General features: G+C 60.7%; 11 protein-coding genes and 2 pseudogenes. 9 read left to right on the top strand and 4 right to left on the bottom strand.

Annotated elements, in window-relative coordinates:
* Positions 1-203: 203 nt before the first annotated feature.
* From HDG34_RS01085 to HDG34_RS01060, 6 genes and pseudogenes are all read left to right on the top strand, one after another.
* Positions 204-1862 (top strand): NAD(P)/FAD-dependent oxidoreductase, encoded by a 1659-nt coding sequence (locus tag HDG34_RS01085; protein ID WP_221308995.1) that lies wholly within the window; start codon positions 204-206, stop codon positions 1860-1862.
* Positions 1859-2531 (top strand): annotated as a pseudogene (locus tag HDG34_RS01080) (SDR family NAD(P)-dependent oxidoreductase). The gene HDG34_RS01085 and the pseudogene HDG34_RS01080 overlap by 4 nt, the downstream one beginning before the upstream one ends.
* A 99-nt stretch (positions 2532-2630) precedes the next feature.
* The gene (locus tag HDG34_RS01075) at positions 2631-3503 is read left to right on the top strand and encodes an alpha/beta fold hydrolase (RefSeq protein WP_184057018.1); all 873 of its coding nucleotides are present in this window, start codon (positions 2631-2633) and stop codon (positions 3501-3503) included.
* Positions 3500-4432 (top strand): alpha/beta hydrolase, encoded by a 933-nt coding sequence (locus tag HDG34_RS01070; protein WP_184057016.1) that lies wholly within the window; start codon positions 3500-3502, stop codon positions 4430-4432. Before HDG34_RS01075 ends, HDG34_RS01070 begins: the two co-directional genes overlap by 4 nt.
* A gap of 163 nt (positions 4433-4595) precedes the next feature.
* Positions 4596-5990, top strand: coding sequence for an MFS transporter (locus HDG34_RS01065; protein WP_184057014.1), 1395 nt, complete (start codon positions 4596-4598; stop codon positions 5988-5990).
* A 221-nt stretch (positions 5991-6211) separates the two neighbouring features.
* A complete protein-coding gene (locus HDG34_RS01060) occupies positions 6212-7381 on the top strand; it encodes a porin (RefSeq protein ID WP_184057012.1) in 1170 nt (389 codons plus the stop codon).
* 78 nt (positions 7382-7459) lie between these two features.
* Here HDG34_RS01060 and HDG34_RS01055 read toward each other — a convergent pair whose 3' ends face one another.
* Positions 7460-8485 carry an IS630 family transposase gene (locus tag HDG34_RS01055; protein ID WP_184057010.1) on the bottom strand — a complete coding sequence of 342 codons (1026 nt, stop codon included), beginning with the start codon at positions 8483-8485 and terminating at the stop codon, positions 7460-7462.
* Positions 8486-8659: 174 nt separating this feature from the next.
* Here HDG34_RS01055 and HDG34_RS01050 point away from each other — a divergent pair, with 174 nt between their 5' ends.
* Complete coding sequence (locus HDG34_RS01050) at positions 8660-9652, top strand: IS5 family transposase (protein WP_184057008.1); 993 nt, start codon at positions 8660-8662, stop codon at positions 9650-9652.
* Positions 9653-10749: 1097 nt separating this feature from the next.
* Here the strand turns inward: HDG34_RS01050 and HDG34_RS38825 are convergent.
* The 3 genes and pseudogenes from HDG34_RS38825 to HDG34_RS01040 form a co-directional block, all read right to left on the bottom strand.
* Entirely contained in the window at positions 10750-11430 is a 681-nt protein-coding gene (locus tag HDG34_RS38825; protein WP_311734711.1) for a hypothetical protein, read from the bottom strand.
* A gap of 178 nt (positions 11431-11608) precedes the next feature.
* Positions 11609-11896: pseudogene (locus HDG34_RS39780) on the bottom strand (hypothetical protein); the annotation flags it as partial.
* Positions 11897-11994: 98 nt separating this feature from the next.
* On the bottom strand, positions 11995-12348 hold the full coding sequence (locus HDG34_RS01040) for a hypothetical protein (RefSeq protein ID WP_184057006.1): 354 nt from the start codon (positions 12346-12348) through the stop codon (positions 11995-11997).
* 444 nt (positions 12349-12792) lie between these two features.
* Here HDG34_RS01040 and HDG34_RS01035 point away from each other — a divergent pair, with 444 nt between their 5' ends.
* Positions 12793-14454, top strand: a complete 1662-nt coding sequence (locus HDG34_RS01035; RefSeq protein ID WP_184057004.1) for an FAD-dependent oxidoreductase — start codon at positions 12793-12795, stop codon at positions 14452-14454.
* Positions 14451-15833 (top strand): sensor histidine kinase, encoded by a 1383-nt coding sequence (locus tag HDG34_RS01030; protein WP_184057002.1) that lies wholly within the window; start codon positions 14451-14453, stop codon positions 15831-15833. Before HDG34_RS01035 ends, HDG34_RS01030 begins: the two co-directional genes overlap by 4 nt.
* The last annotated feature ends 36 nt before the right edge of the window (positions 15834-15869 follow it).

The raw sequence follows: 15869 nt of genomic DNA, 5'->3' as shown, positions 1-15869 counted from the left end.
GCGCTTGGTTTTAAGCGTAAATACCAGGTGAGTTGGTCAAGGAGGCGTGGACGCTGTTTCGCAGGAAGCCGGACCACCGGAACCCCGAACCGGATTTCAAAGTACGGGAACGTGGAGCCATTCCGATTGCGACGAGTTGGCATCCGCCGTTCAATAGCTTCTCAAGAAGCAGCACAGTTCAGGAGACGAAAGGAATGATCCAAATGAACCACGACTCAAATGTTCTGGACGCCGTAATCGTGGGCGCCGGTTTTGGCGGACTATACGCAATCAAGCGGCTGACCGACGCGGGTTTTGCGATCCAGGCATTCGAATCGGGCGATGGGGTGGGCGGTACGTGGTATTGGAATCGCTACCCGGGCGCGCGCGTCGATCTCGAGTGCTGGGACTACTCCTACTCGTTTTCCCCCGAACTCCAGGACGATTGGGACTGGCCTGAGCGCTACCCGGCGTCCTCGGAGTTGATGAAGTACCTGAATCATGTCGCCGACCGCTTCGAACTGCGTCAGCACATCCGGTTCAACACCAAGGTCGAATCGGCCGTGTTCGATGAGCGCGAGAACCTTTGGGCCGTGACGACCTCCGACGGCAAGGTCACGAAGGCACGCTTTTTCGTGCCGGCGACGGGCGTCTTGTCGGTGCCGAAGCCACCCGAAATCCCAGGTCTGGAATCGTTCAAGGGTGAGAGCTATCACACTGGCCGCTGGCCGCACCACGAAGTCGATTTCAGCACGAAGCGCGTCGGCGTAATCGGCACTGGCTCGTCGGGCATTCAGGTGATCCAGGCACTTGCTGGCAAGTGCAAGCACTTGACCGTGTTCCAGCGCACATCCGTCTATGTCGTCCCAGCCAAGAATCATCCGCTGACGCCGCAGATGCGTGCCCGAGTGCGCGCAACCTACCCAGAGCGGCGTGCGGTCAGCCGACTCACGCGCTTCGGCATCGCCGTGCCGTTCCCCGTCGAGTCAGCGCTCGACGCGACGCCAGAGGAACGCAGCCGGAAGTACGAAAACGCCTGGGAGAATAGCCAGTTGCTGGGCTTTCGGATGTGCTACGGCGACATTCTGTCGAACGAGGCGTCTAATGAGACGGTCGCCGAGTTTATTCGCGGCAAGATCCGCGACACGGTGACGAATCCGGAAATCGCCGAGAAGCTGTTACCTCGCGGCTTCCCGTTCGGCACGAAGCGCCCATGTCTCGGCGATACGTATTACAGTGTGTACAACCGCGACGACGTGACGCTCGTCGACCTGAAGTCCGCCCCCATCGAACGCATCGTGCCCGAGGGCGTCGTAACAAACGACGGTTTGCACGAACTCGACTGCCTGATCTACGCGACCGGCTACGACGCGCTCACCGGCGCGCTCATGCATATCGACGTGCGTGGCGTGGAGGGGCGCAAGCTCACCGACAAGTGGGCCAGCGGCGCGAAGACCTACATCGGCCTGATGACGAGCGGATTCCCAAATCTGTTCACGGTCACGGGGCCGGGCAGCCCCGGGCCGCTTGCGAACATGTCGATGAGTATCGAGCAGCATATCGACTGGATCACCGGGTGTATGACCTACCTGCGCGACCATGATATCCAGCGGATAGATGCGGAGCCGGAGGCCGAAGGAAACTGGATGCAGCATGTGCAGGACGTCGTGTCTGGCACGCTGTATCTGAAGGCGAATTCCTGGTATATCGGTGCGAACGTGCCGGGCAAGCCGCACGTGTTTCTGCCGTATCTGGGCGGCCATGGCACGTACCGCAAAAAGTGCGACGAAATCGCGGCGGCGGGCTATCCGGGATTCTTGCTGACCCATGGCGGCGACGCATACCTTGAATCCTCCAGAGAAGCTGTCGAAGACGCAGCATGAGTGACGCCAAGGGACGACTGTCAGGCAAGATCGCATACATCACAGGCGCTGGCGCGGGCATCGGTCGTGCAGCGGCGGAGCTATTCGCACGCATACGCGCAACTGTAATCATCGCGGAATTCAATACTGGTAAAGGCCAGGCCGTTGCCGATGCGATCAACGCTGCTGGCGGAAAGGCGAAGTTCGTTCGAACGGACGTAACGAGCGAGGAAAAGGTGCGCGAATCAATCGACGCCGCAGTCCAGTTCACCGGCCGGATTGACGTGCTCTACAACAACGCTGGCGCTTCGACCGCGATCGACGCTCAGGTGATCGACTGCCCGGCCGAAGAATTCTGGCGCGCAATCAAGCTCGATCTGTTCGGCATGTGGATTACCTGTAAGTACGGCATTGCCGCGATGGTGAAGACGGGCGGCGGCTCGGTCATTAATTGCAGTTCGGCGTTCGCGCTCGTCGGCACGCGCGAAGGATGCCTATACAGCAGCGAAGGGCGGGATATCGTCCATCACGCGCTCGATGGCCGTCGAGTATGCGCCGCATTGCATCCGGGTGAATTGCCTGATCGAGCCGAACGATGTCGCAATGACGGCGCTCCATCTCGCTTCCGACGAATGGAAAACGACGACCAGTCAGATCTTTCCGATCGACGGAGGCTTTTCGATTTCGTGAGTTTCAGAATGGGCCAACTGACGTTTCTGCTTCACGATCGATATCGCCCGAGGGCGGATTAATACGGCAATGGAAGACACAACATTGGAGGATACCGCAATGGACTACAAGGTTTCACGCACAAGAGACGGGATCGGCTACGAGTACATCAGTCTGTCGGCCCCCTGGACAACAACCGGGACCCCTGTCCTGTTCCAGCATGGCATCGGCGACGGACGGGCCACGTGGTCGAACTGGCTTGCTGATGCGCTTCACTCGCGGCCGGTCATCGCGGTCGACCTGCGCGGACATGGCAGCTCTCGAGATGCGTCTCTGGCCAACTTCACATTGGAGCAGGGGCGCCGCGATCTGATTGGGGTCCTAGACGAACTCGGAATCAGCAAGATTCACTACATCGGATCGTCATTCGGCGGCATGCTGGGCTACTACCTTGCGGCAACCGCCGCGCCGCGCGTCGCGACGCTGACCACCTGCTCTGCGCCGTATCGCGGTGACTGGGTACGTGGCCTCGATCGATGGATCGACCTTCTTCGCACCGAAGGGACCGAGCCTTGGTCCGACGAGGTTCTGGACGCTTTCTTCACGGACCCCTATCGCGAGCGTGAGCCTCAGTTCATTTCCTGGATGCGAACCGCACAGCGCTCGATGCGCCCTGAGGACGTCTGTTCATATTTCGAAGCGACCAAGAGGGAAAATCTAGAAGGGATATTGCCTGACATCGAGTGTCCGGTACTCAATATCACAGGTGGCAGTCCGGTCGTAGACAGGAAGAATCCGCGAAATCTGGGGTCATTCGTGCGTCAGCTCGAGAATGTGACGATCCCTGACAGCAGGCACGGTATCGCCATGTCACATTGGGAGGAGTGTAGCGCAGCAGCCTACGAGTTCATCGCGCGCTGGGAACGCGTTGGCAACGCGGGAAACACGCACCACGAGCGAGAGCCGAGCGATCGTACAGGGGGCACAAGATGAACGAGACGAACGATAGGCCAGATGAGCTCCTGCGCTCCTTGCTCATCGGGTGGAGCGATCGCATGCGGGAACGCCCCGACATGCCGATCCGAGAGATGCGCGAGATGCGCGAAGCGTGGCACACGGTGACGACCGAGCCCACCGATGTCTGCTACGAGGAGACAGTGAGCGGTGATCGCCGAGCACTGTGGTGCTCTCCACTTGGCGTGCCCCGCGACCGCGTCCTGCTCTTTTTCCACGCAGGTGCCTTCGTGGCGGGCTCGCTCGCTACACACCGCAAGTTCGGCGGTCATCTCGCGAAGGCCGTAGGCGCGCGAACGCTCCTGATCGACTACCGTCTGGCCCCTGAACATGTGTATCCTGCACAACTCGACGACGCCGTTAACGCTTATCACTGGCTCCTCGGGAATGGCTATCACCCCGAGAACATCGCGTGCTGCGGAGACTCTGCGGGAGGAACGCTGGCATTGGCCCTTCCCCTCAAGCTTCGTGACATCGGAACTTCGCAACCCGCCGTGGTCCTCGCGATCTCGCCAGGGCTGGATTGGGAGTGCGAGTTCATGGACGCGAACAAGGGAAACGACGTCTCCCTGACCGCGGCAGGGGTCTCGCGACTCGTTCAGTTGTTCATCGGTGAGACGCGAATCGACGATCCGCTCCTCAGTCCACAGTATGGTGACCTAGCAGGGATGCCGCCGGTGTACTTGGTGATGGGCGGATACGAGAACCTTCTCGGGGGCGCGTTGCGGTACGCGGAGAAAGCTCGTCAGGCGGGGGTCGATCTCACGCTGGACGTCGGGCACGAGCGCCAGCACATCTACACGATCGCCGCTGGAAACGATCCGGAAGCGGACGCGACTATCGCTCGCTTCGCCGAGTGGAGTCGTGCCCGATTGGGACTTCAAGGTGAGCGCGTGGAATGCCTCTAACTCCCTGCCACGCGCGAAATGCGATTCACACAACTGCAAACCTACAAAGACTTTTGTGGAGTTGCTCGGAACTCCCTTGAGGAACCCCCGCGTCTTCAGACGGCGCACTCCTCATCTTGTCAAACCGGAAAGCCAAAGAACCGCGTGCAAAGGCGCGATCATCATGATGACACCCGCTCAGGCATCCCTCGAAATCACTCCTCCGTCAACGAGAACGCGCAGCCAACGCCGCATGGCGACGTGGTCGGCGTATCTCGGCACTCTCATCGAATACTATGACTTCTTCCTTTATAGCCTGCTGGCGGTCGTCGCGTTCGCTCCCCTGTTCTTTCCGAACGTAGGTCCGCTGACCGGACTTCTGGCTTCGTTCGCAACTCTCGCGACCGGTTATGTCGCACGTCCGCTTGGGGCCGTCGCGATGTCTGCCATCGGCGACCGGATTGGCCGACGAGTCGCACTCCTCATCAGTGTGGCCGGGATGGGAATCGCTTCCATCCTTATCGGTCTACTTCCGCCGTATGCTGCGATTGGGGTCTGGGCCCCCACACTGCTCGTCATCCTTCGATTTTTGCAGGGCCTTGCTGCGGGCGGGGAGTACGGCGGAGGTGTCCTCATGGCGCTTGAGCATGCGAACAGCAATCGACGAGGAATCGCAGCGGCAGCCCCCCAGATGGGTCTCTACTCAGGCATTATCCTGGCGAACGTCGCGCTGCTGCTCGCCACGTTGCTGCCGAACGATGCGTTTCTTGCCTGGGGATGGCGAGTCCCTTTCCTTCTCACTGCTGTCCTCATGGTGATCACGATCTGGCTGCGCTCCAAGGTCGATGAAACCCCCGTGTTCGAGCAGGCCAAGCGAGAGCACCGACTGGCCGACAGGCCAGTCATGGGGCTGTTCAGAACGCAATGGAGGACTCTCCTGACTGTCGTTGCAGTCGCGATCGTTGTCACGACCATCTCGGCTCTGAACCTGTCGATCGTACCGATGTACTCCATCCGTATGGGGTTCAGCAGATCAGAGGCTCTCTCCCTCACCCTCATCGGAGTCTGTACGGGTCTCGTGCTCGTTCCTACTTTTGCCTGGCTTTCCGATTATGTAGGACGAAAGCGCGTCGCTTTGATCGGGGTCATCCTTATTCCATTTTCCGCTTGGGGCGCCTTTAGCGCGCTGGGAGCACATTCCTACTCATGGGCCGTGGCCGGGGCTGTCATGCCGGTCATCGCACACAGCGTCGCATACGGACCTGTCAGCACATGGATGGCAGAACTTTTCCCCACGAGGTTTCGGTACGGCGGTATATCGGTCGGATTCCAGATAGCAAGCCTTGGGGCAGGGGTTTTTCCGCTCATCGCAACGGCGCTGCTCACGGTCGCGGGCGGCCCGCCTCACTTCGGGTGGATAGTCGTCTACATTGCACTGATCGCCGGTATCAGCCTGATCGCCATCAGCCTGGCACGCGAGACGTCCACGGCAACCTTCGAGGAACTCGATTCCGAAGTGACCGGTCCCCAGATTCTCGCCGCGAGATCAGGGCCAGGGACACCCAGGAGGAATATATGACGACGAGTCACCATGTTTCAGAGAACGCCCGTCTATTGCGTCCTTCTCAAGAACTACCCTTGACGGATGATATGCGCGAAGAAGCCGTGGCGACGTAGGGAAGCGGAGCGCCAGGCCAAACACGAGAACGCGTGTGGCGAACAGAAACCCTGCTGATGAGCAGCAAAAGTCGGCCCTGAAATAAACACGAAGACGCAAAAATAATCCTTGGAGATCATTCGATGAAAAAGTCGCTTCTAGCTCTCGCAGCCCTCGGCGCATTCGCAGGCATCGCACACGCGCAGAGCAGCGTGACCCTGTACGGTATCGTTGACGTTGGCTTCAACATGAACACCAACGCGGGTGGCAGTCATAAGTACGACATGTCCAGCAGCGTTCTGCAAGGCTCGCGTTTCGGCCTGCGTGGGACGGAAGACCTGGGCGGTGGTCTGAAGGCGATCTTCGTGTTGGAAAACGGCTTTGACGTGACCAACGGCAAGCTGGGTCAAGGCGGCCTGTTGTTCGGTCGTCAAGCTTATGTCGGCCTGTCGAGCCAGTTCGGCACGGTCACGCTGGGTCGTCAGTACGACTCCCTGGTCGACCACGTCGGTCCGCTGGAAGCCGGCGATCAATGGGGCGGCTCCATCGCAGCTCACCCGAACGACCTCGACAACTTCAACAACACGTACCGTACCAACAACACGGTCAAGTACTCGAGCGTTGACTACAACGGCCTGACGTTCGGCGGCACGTATAGCATCGGCGGCGTCGCCGGCAACTTCACGGGCAACCAGATCTGGTCGCTGGGCGCAGGGTACAACAACGGTCCTCTCGTGCTTGGCGTTGGTTACCTGAACGCACGCACCCCGGCAGCTCCGGGCGGCCTGTTCAACAGCAGCGGCACGGCAGCAACAGCGAACGCTGCGGTGACGTTCCCCGTCTACGCTGGCTTCGCGTCGGCTAACACGTACCAGGTCGTCGGCGCAGGCGGCGCCTACACGTTCGGCGCGGCAACGGTTGGCCTGACGTACTCGAACGTCCGCTTCGGCAATCTGGGCAAGACGTTCGCGTCGCCGTTCGCGGGTCAAACGGCTACGTTCAACAACGGCGAAATCAACTTCAAGTACCAGTTGACCCCGGCATTGCTGGTCGGCGCAGCGTATGACTACACGCGCGGCGCGGAAATCGCCAACACGTCGCGCGCCCAGTACCACCAAGGCGCGGTCGGCGTGGACTACTTCCTCTCAAAGCGTACCGACGTGTACCTGATCGGCGTGTACCAGCACGCTCTGGGCGAAACGCTGAGCGCAACGGGTGCAACAGTCAACGCAACCGCATCTATCGCCAGCATTACCCCCTCGGCGAACCAGAACCAGTTCATGGCTCGCATCGGTATCCGCCACAAGTTCTGATATTTAGGATAACGACTAGCATCTTAAGAGGTGCTGATGCACCTCTTACTAAGCCGAAACAAAGTAACCGGACATGGATCATGCCGCGTAACGAACTGACGGATGCTGAAACATGGATCGGACCAAAGCCGGAATTCTCTGCAACGAGCGCAGAACTGCTCGAACACGCTGCTTAAGATGCCCGGGACCTTTGATAGCAAGCTTGCCGATCTTGTGATGTTTGAGATAACCCCACACGAGCTCATCCGGATTCAGATCCGGCGAGTAAGCAGGCAGGAAGAAAAGACAAAGGCGTCCATCTGATGCTGCGGCAAGCTGGCGGATCGCTTTGCAACGATGAACTGGATGACCATCTGCAATCAGGAAGACGGGGGCATCGGAATTGAGTACCAGTCGCCTGACGAAATCGACGTATGCCGCAATCCTGAAGCTGCCTTCAAAACACATGAAACGGAGTTGACCGCGCGGACTGATCGCCGAGATCAGGTTCACTTTGAAGCGAGCGCCAGTGGTTTCGACAACGGGTGTCTGGCCGATCGGTGCCCAGGTCGTGCCGCTGTGATAGTCCGAGCGCACCGTCGATTCGTCGACGAAGAAAATCTGTGCCCCACAGCGTTTGGCCTGCCTGACAATCGCCGGATATTCGTCTCGCATCCATGACTCGACCAGTTCAGGGTCGCGTTGGTAAGCACGCGCCAGCGGCCGCTGCGGTGAAAGTCCGAGCTTCCTGAGCAGCCGGCCGGCCGATACCTCAGAGAGCCGGACGTTGAAATGTTCGCGAATCAACTCCCGCACCATGTCTCGCGTCCACAACGCAAACTCGAACTTCATCTGCATTGGATTCTTCGTTGTGACCGTCCGATAGACAAAGCGGATAGCCTCGGACGACAGCTTCGTCGGCCGGCCCGGAACAGGCTTGGCCCGTAAGGCTTCAATACCTCCTTCGCGCCAGGCCGCCAACCACTCGTAAATACGCGCTCTCGAGAATCCCAATGTCCGGATCACGTCCTCAGGCAACTCGCCAGCTTCGACACGCTTGACCGCGCGAATGCGGATCTCTTCAAGTGTTGCGTGTGAAAGCTGTCGACCGTCGTCCCCGCGCATCACGTCTCTCCTCAAGACCCTTTCTCAAGACCGTTTAAGCTTAGACGATGGCGTCGATTTACGTTCGCCTACTTATGCACTGGTTAGGGAAACGCTGATTTATTCGGCTCGGCGGTCATCGCATCGGCCACCGAGGACGTTGTAAAAAGAGGCTCACGGCACGGATCCACGGCGATGAAGCGGCAGATCGGTTTCGCAGAAGCGGAAAGCAAGGGCGCGAAGCGCGTAACCAGGCGGCAGCGCTTTCTGGTGGAGATGGAGAAGGTTGTTCCGTGGCCACGTTTGCTGTCGGCCATCGAGCCGTACTACCCGAAGGGCAAGCGGGGCCGACCGCCGATTGGCCTGGAACGTATGCTGAGAATCTACTGCCTGCAACAGTGGTACGGGCTGTCGGACGAAGGGTTGGAAGACGCGCTGTATGACAGCATCGCGATGCGTGCGTTTGCCGGCATCGATCTGGCGGTCGAGGACGTGCCAGACGCGACCACGTTGTTGAAGTTCCGCCGCCTGCTGGTCGAGCATGACTTGACGCGCAAGCTGTTCGACGAGATCGGCATTTCGCTGTGCGAACGCGGCTTGCTGATGAAGGAAGGCACGTTGGTCGATGCGACGATTATCGAGGCGCCGCCGTCGACCAGGAACGCCGGGCACAGCCGCGATCCCGAGATGCATCAAACGAAGAAGGGCAACGAATGGCATTTTGGCATGAAGGCGCATATCGGCGTCGATGCCGACTCGGGTCTGGTGCATAGCCTGGTGGGTACATCGGCCAACGTATCGGACGTATCGCAAGCCCATGCTTTGTTGCACGGGCATGAGCAGGAAGCGTTCGGCGATGCCGGCTACACGGGCGTGGAAAAGCGCGACGAGATGCACGGCAATCCGGTGCAGTGGCGTGTGGCTGTCAAGCGCGGAAAAATCAAGGCAATGCGTGACGGTGCGCTGAAGGATCTGCTGATCCAGGTCGAGCGAACCAAGGCGCAGATTCGCGCACGGGTCGAGCATCCGTTTCATGTCGTCAAGAATCTGTTCCGCCATCGCAAGGTCCGCTACAAAGGTCTAGCCAAGAACACGGCGCAACTGTTCAGTCTGTTCGCCTTGGCCAATCTGGTGATCGCGAAGAACCGACTGCGCTCGACACATAGGGAAAGTCCGTCATGTGTATGAAAAACGCGAGCAGTTGGCCCGTATTCGAGCAAAACTCATCCCGGTCACAGCAAAAAATTCGTTCGCCGTTCTGACGCCTTCAAACTGACTCGTCGACAACGGTGGCGGCGAACCCATTGATCAGCGTTTCCTTAGTAAGTGTTGCGCCGAGCATGCGCAACGGCTTAGGGGTGCAAGTCCCAGCCCTTTCAAGATCTTTGCGAGGTATGAACAAGGTAAGCGGTTATACACTGCAGAGGATAATCGCAACGCGTGGCTCTACATGGAGTTTACCCCGCTCGACGCGAGTTGGGAAAGCCGGATGGTCGCGAGCAACCTTGATGTCGGAGCTGGCTTTCATGTGCCCCGTGACGCTGAGGAAACAGGTCTCATTGCAACGATTCGCTTCGCGCGGCAGTTGAGACTGTGGGAGCATGTCCTACGACCACAGCAGCCGTCTCGGGATTATCGACATCCTCTCGAGCCATCACCATATCGCCTGCCATTGGGCGGGACATCGCTGCGCCAAGCGATGATGACGATCCCGACGGACGAGCGGCCTGACGGGTTCATATCCGTCGCGAATTGTGAAGGGTCGGCCTGCACTCGTGAGTGGCGATTGAGCGATCGAGGATCTGTTCGGGAACGCGCACATTCAGACGGAGCCGTTCAAAGTATCTGCAATTCATAGCAACTTCATGGATGATCAGATGTGTAGCGATCCGCCCCATCCGAGCGAGCCCCCGAGCTTCGCTTAGCAGTGTCCGCCGATCGATGGATCGAAGCAACGCGCCGGATTGTGATGCCTGCAGACCGCCCGGCGATTTCTTTAGCCCGTGATGACCTTCGGCGTGTCGCTCCACGAGTGCGCGCTGCTCGCGCAGCAACATCCAGAATACTAGTAACCGTCGTCGAGCCACGCGTGTAAACGTGGCGGCTGATGGCCCAGTGACGGGCAGGTCCAGTCGGGGCGGGCGAATGCGAGCGGTGCTATGTCGAGCGGCGCTGGAATGCCCAAAAACTCCATCGGTTGAACGTCAAAAGCCGGCCCTCGACGGCCCCACCTTCATCCTGCCAGCGGCGACCGGCCGCCCGATTCGAACCGTGCCCCGACGGCCCTACGGTCGGCCAGTCACGCGCTGCACCATCGCGTAGAGCACGGACATCTGCAAACCGCTCCTGAGTGCGTAGTTCGGGTCGTATTGATTGGAGTAGCCCCACCAGTCGAAGCATGCGTTCGGGTTGGTCGGCCCCGGACCAGACGACGCGATCGTGTCGGGATACACGACCACGAGTTTGTTCGTGTCGGCCCATTCATCGATGCCGGCCTCGGTGACCCAGCGGTTTCCGATAAGTGATGCCTCCTGCAGGCAGCCGTGCAGGGCGAGCACGAATCCGCACTTGTTCCCTTGCGCGCAGGCTTTGGGAACAAAGACGCTCCCAGTTGAACTCATCGAAACGTTTGGCGACGCCCCGAACTCCGTTTGATCGAATGCTGACAGCGTACCCGACAGCTTTCCGTCGTTGCGCGGTTTCAATGGGCCGAGGAACATCGTCAGCCACGTTTTTACTGAATCGTAGACCGCGCCATTCGCCGAGCAGCGCACCATGTAGGGGCTCCCGAGCGTGCCGCATGCCAGTTCGCCGTCAGGCGATTCCCAGCCGTGCTCGGCGGGATACGCATTGTCGAAGTGAACATTGGCCCCATAACGCCGATATTCCGAGTTGAGGTCGGCCATCTCGAGCGGATTGACGAACCTGGTCTTGCGTGCCGGACCAGAGGTAGACGGGCTGTTCACGCAGATTCGTCGCCGGGTCGATGGTCCCGAGGGACGACTGCGCGTCCAGGTACACCTCGGATGTCGTCAGCGTGCTGTTGTACGACGCTTGATTCGACGGAAGCGTCAAGCCGCCACAGTTTGTCAAAGCTGTCGCCGCGCCTCCGGCGGCGGCACACCAGTACACCCCGCCCGCGTAAACGGCGGCCCCTTTGAAGGTCGAAGAGTGGGCAACGTGCATCTGCACCGCCGCGAAACCGCCAGACGAAATACCGGCGACGAAGACCTTCGTCGGGTCGATCCGGTAGCGCTGAAGTTTAACGATCGTGGACGCGACCGATCCACCGTCCGCGGTGGGGCTGCCGGTGGCGGCTAACGCCTTTGCCGATGCACCGGCATCCGTACTGGCGGAATCGCCACCACCGCCGCACCCGGCGAGGCCGATCGCTAACACAGCTGCCGACGCTAACCGTAGGCCTAACGCCATCGTCATCATTGTCGTCTCCTCGTCGGAGCGGAATAAAAATTAGTGACGTCGCTGCGCCCGTCGAACTACCGGCCGTTTCAGCTTCCGCCTAAAACTCGCTAACGCAAGTCATCGACAAAGCGCGAACAGATGATTGCGGCGTGCGATGCGCGCGATGACCTTGAGCAAAAATCGCTCCTGCAGCGCTTATAATCGCAAGCCTTATCAGCATGAAGCTTGTTCAACGCTTGCGCGACTCCGGTCGATTTGACCGTGCTCTCGCAGCCAGCTGAGCATCGCCGGGCGCAATTGTTCAGCACATACAGGATGCCGTTGAGCGCCGCCCGGTCATCGACCGAACGGCTGCCGTCCACCTCGATGGAAGGCTTGAATTCCGAAACCAGCGGCTCAGCGCCAACCATAATTCTTTGCTTACTATTCTTCTCGCCATGCCCGCAAACGTACCGCATCAAGAGCCAACGGTCCTGATAATCATGTAGCCGGCCTCCCTCCGTTCGACGCGAACGGCTGGCGTAGAGTCGCGTTAGCCGCTCTAAGCGAATGACCGTTGCACTCTCCTGAAGCGGCCCTTGCTTTCTCGCTGGATCGAAGAGCCGTAGAGGATCGGTGCCGGTCGCAGAACGACAGCCGTCACATATGACGTGCGCACGCGTTGCGCCCAATGGACGGGCCCGGGCCGAGCATTCCGGGCAGATGCCGGGCAGGAACGCCGGCCGCAAAGCAGGCCATAAAGCAGCCTGCAAAGACCGCTCTGGCAACCCTGAACCAACGTGCTAGGCTAGTAGAGTCACATGGGCACTGCGGCGCCCGCATCAGATCGTCCGTTTCCTGGCCGATCCCGCATTCAGGGTAAGTCCGGTCCGTTGGCCGGTGCCTCCATCGAATCTGCAAACGACATGGACAAGCCCGTCATCATTGCGGTCGACGACGACCCTGAAGTGATCGACGCGGTCGCCCGCGACTTGCGGCTCGGGTACGGCGAGCATTATCAGATCACGCGTGCCGGGTCGGGGCAGGCAGCGCTCCAAGCGGCTCATCAGCTGCGGTTGCAGAACCGCTCGGTTGCGTTGTTCCTGGTCGACCAGCGCATGCCGCACATGAGCGGTATCGAGTTCCTCGAGCAGGCGATCGCGCTGTTCCCCGAAGCGAAACGGGTGCTGCTGACGGCGTACGCCGACACGGATGTCGCGATCCGCGCGATCAACAAGGTAAGGCTCGACTATTACCTGCTGAAGCCCTGGCATCCGCCGGAACTCAGCTTCTACCCGGTGCTCGACGATCTGCTCGAGGCCTGGCAGGCCGCGTGGCGCGGCAGCTTCAAGGGGATCCGCCTGATCGACCATCGCTGGTCGCCGCAAGGCCACCAGTTACGCGATTTTATGGCGCGCAACCATATTCCATACAAATGGCTAGACGTGACGAGCGGCGGCGAGGCGGACGTATTGCTGAGTTCGATCGATGCTGCCGCGAGCCAGCTTCCAGTGCTGATTTTCGAGGACGGCTCGACGCTCTGCCGCCCGACGATTGCGCAGATTGCCGACAAGGTGGGGCTCGTCACCCATTCGACCACGCCCTTTTACGACATGCTGATCGTGGGAGGCGGACCAGCGGGGCTGGCCGCTGCCGTGTACGGTGCGTCGGAGGGCTTGAAGTCGGCCATCATCGAGCACGAAGCGCCGGGCGGACAGGCGGGCACCACATCCCGCATCGAGAACTACCTCGGATTCCCGTCCGGGGTGAGCGGCGCGGAGCTGTCGCGGCGTGCGCTCACCCAGGCGAGGCGTTTCGGCGCCGAGATCATCCTGACCCAGCGAGCGGTCGGCACGCGGGTGGAAGGCCCGTACAAGTTCGTCACGTTGTCCGACGGCTCAGAGGTGAGTTGCCATGCGCTCGTGGTGGCGAGCGGCGTGTCGTACCGGCAGCTGGACGCACCCGGCGTGGAGCGCCTCACGGGAGCGGGGGTCTACTATGGTGCGGCGATCACCGAAGCCGTCTGTTGCGCGAATCAGGATCTCTATGTGGTCGGCGCGAGCAATTCTGCCGGCCAGGCCGCGATGTTCCTCTGCAAGTACGCGCGCAATGTGGTGATCGTGTGCCGCGGCTCTTCTCTCAGTGCCGGCGTCTCGCGCTACCTGATCGATGAGATCGACGAGACGCCGAACGTCAGTGTGCGCCCTCACACCATGGTGGCCAGCGTCGACGGGCAAGGTCATCTGTCGGAAATTACGCTGCGCGATGTCAACTCCGGCGCGATCGAAGTTGTCCCGGCCGGCGCACTGTTCATCTGCATCGGTGCCGAGCCTCGGACCGAATGGCTCAGCAATGTCGTCCAGCGCGACGACAACGGCTTCGTGGTGACCGGCCGCGCCATGCTGACGGACGGCAAGCGCCCAACGGGCTGGCCACTGGCTCGCGACCCCTTCCTGCTGGAGACGAGCGTGCCCGGCATCTTCGCGGCGGGCGACGTGCGCGCCGGCTCGATCAAGCGGGTCGCGGCAGCCGTGGGCGAAGGCTCGACCACTGTGCATCTGGTGCATCAATACCTGGCCACCCTATGATCGACTTTGACAAACTGCGCACGGTGCCGCTTTTCGTGGATCTGTCGGACGAACGGTTGCGGTGGCTCGGCGAACACCTGACGGAAAGCTATGTAAAAGCGGGGGACGCCATCGTGCGCGAGGGCGAAACGATGTCCGTCTTTTTCCTCGTGCTGGAAGGAGAGGTCCGGGCCATGACGTCTTCCGGAGCCAGGCAGATTCCCACTAACCGGTTCGTCGCGCCAAGCTTCTTTGGGGGCGCATCCCTGCTCGCGGGCAGACCTTCCCCGGGCACGGCGACCGCCGCGACGGACAGCCACCTGGCACTGCTTCCAGAGCGCGCGTTCCGGGAACTGCTGGTGGCCTCCGAGGCTTTCAGCCGGGTCATTTTCCGTAGCAGCCTCGATCGTCTCACCGCCCTCGAGGCGACTGTGCGCAATCGGGAGAAACTGGCCGCATTGGGCACCCTCGCAGCCGGCCTCGCGCATGAGCTCAACAATCCGTCCGCGGCGGTGGCGCGCACGGCGGACTGCGCGGTCGCCACCCTCGCGATGCTGAAGGACGCGGCGGTCGCGCTCGGCCACAGCGCGATTCCCTCCGAAGCGATGAGCGCCCTCGACAGCCTGGGCGCGCGCCAGGGATCGGGGAGCGGCATCGCCACAAACGCGTTGCAGCAGAGCGCGGCCGAGGATGCGTTACATGAGTGGCTAGGCAAGCGCGGCGTCGAGCAGCCATGGCTGAAGGCTCCCTGCCTCGCGCGAATCGGGATCACGCCCGCGGACCTCGAGCCGATTGCGGGCCGGCTGAACGACGAACAGTTTGCGGCGAGCATCCGGTGGCTCGCAGCGACGCTGGAACTGCGCTCGCTGGTCGAGGAAACGAGGCGCGGCGCGGTGCGCATCTCCGAGATCGTCAAGGCGATGAAGTCTTACTCGTACATGGACCAGGCTCCCCAGCAGGCGGTCGATCTCCATGATGGCATCGACGATACCCTCACCATCATGCAGCACCGGCTCAAGCATGGTGTCACCGTGCGCAGGGAATACGACCGCAGCCTGCCGCACCTCGTGGTGCATGGCAGCGAACTCAACCAGGTATGGACCAACCTGATCGACAACGCCATCGACGCGATGGAGGGGAAAGGGGAGATCGTCATCCGCACGCGCCGCGACGCGAACGATGCCGTGATCGAAATCACCGATAACGGGCCCGGAATTGCACCGGAAGTGATGCCGCATCTGTTCGAGCCGTTTTTTACCACCAAACCGCTGGGCCAGGGCACCGGGCTGGGTCTCGACCTTTCGTACCAGACGGTGGTGCAAAGACATGGCGGAGAGATTCGCGTCGAATCGCGTCCGGGCCGCACGACGTTTCAGGTTCGCCTGCCGCTTGCGCCGTAAGCGCCGGCGAGGGAATAAGCCTGTAGCCAGGCGGCC

The organism is Paraburkholderia sp. HC6.4b, from assembly GCF_014200875.1.
Taxonomy (GTDB): domain Bacteria; phylum Pseudomonadota; class Gammaproteobacteria; order Burkholderiales; family Burkholderiaceae; genus Paraburkholderia; species Paraburkholderia tuberum.
The sequence above is the reverse complement of the archived record's forward strand: the minus strand, read 5'-3'. Positions and strand labels throughout refer to the sequence as shown.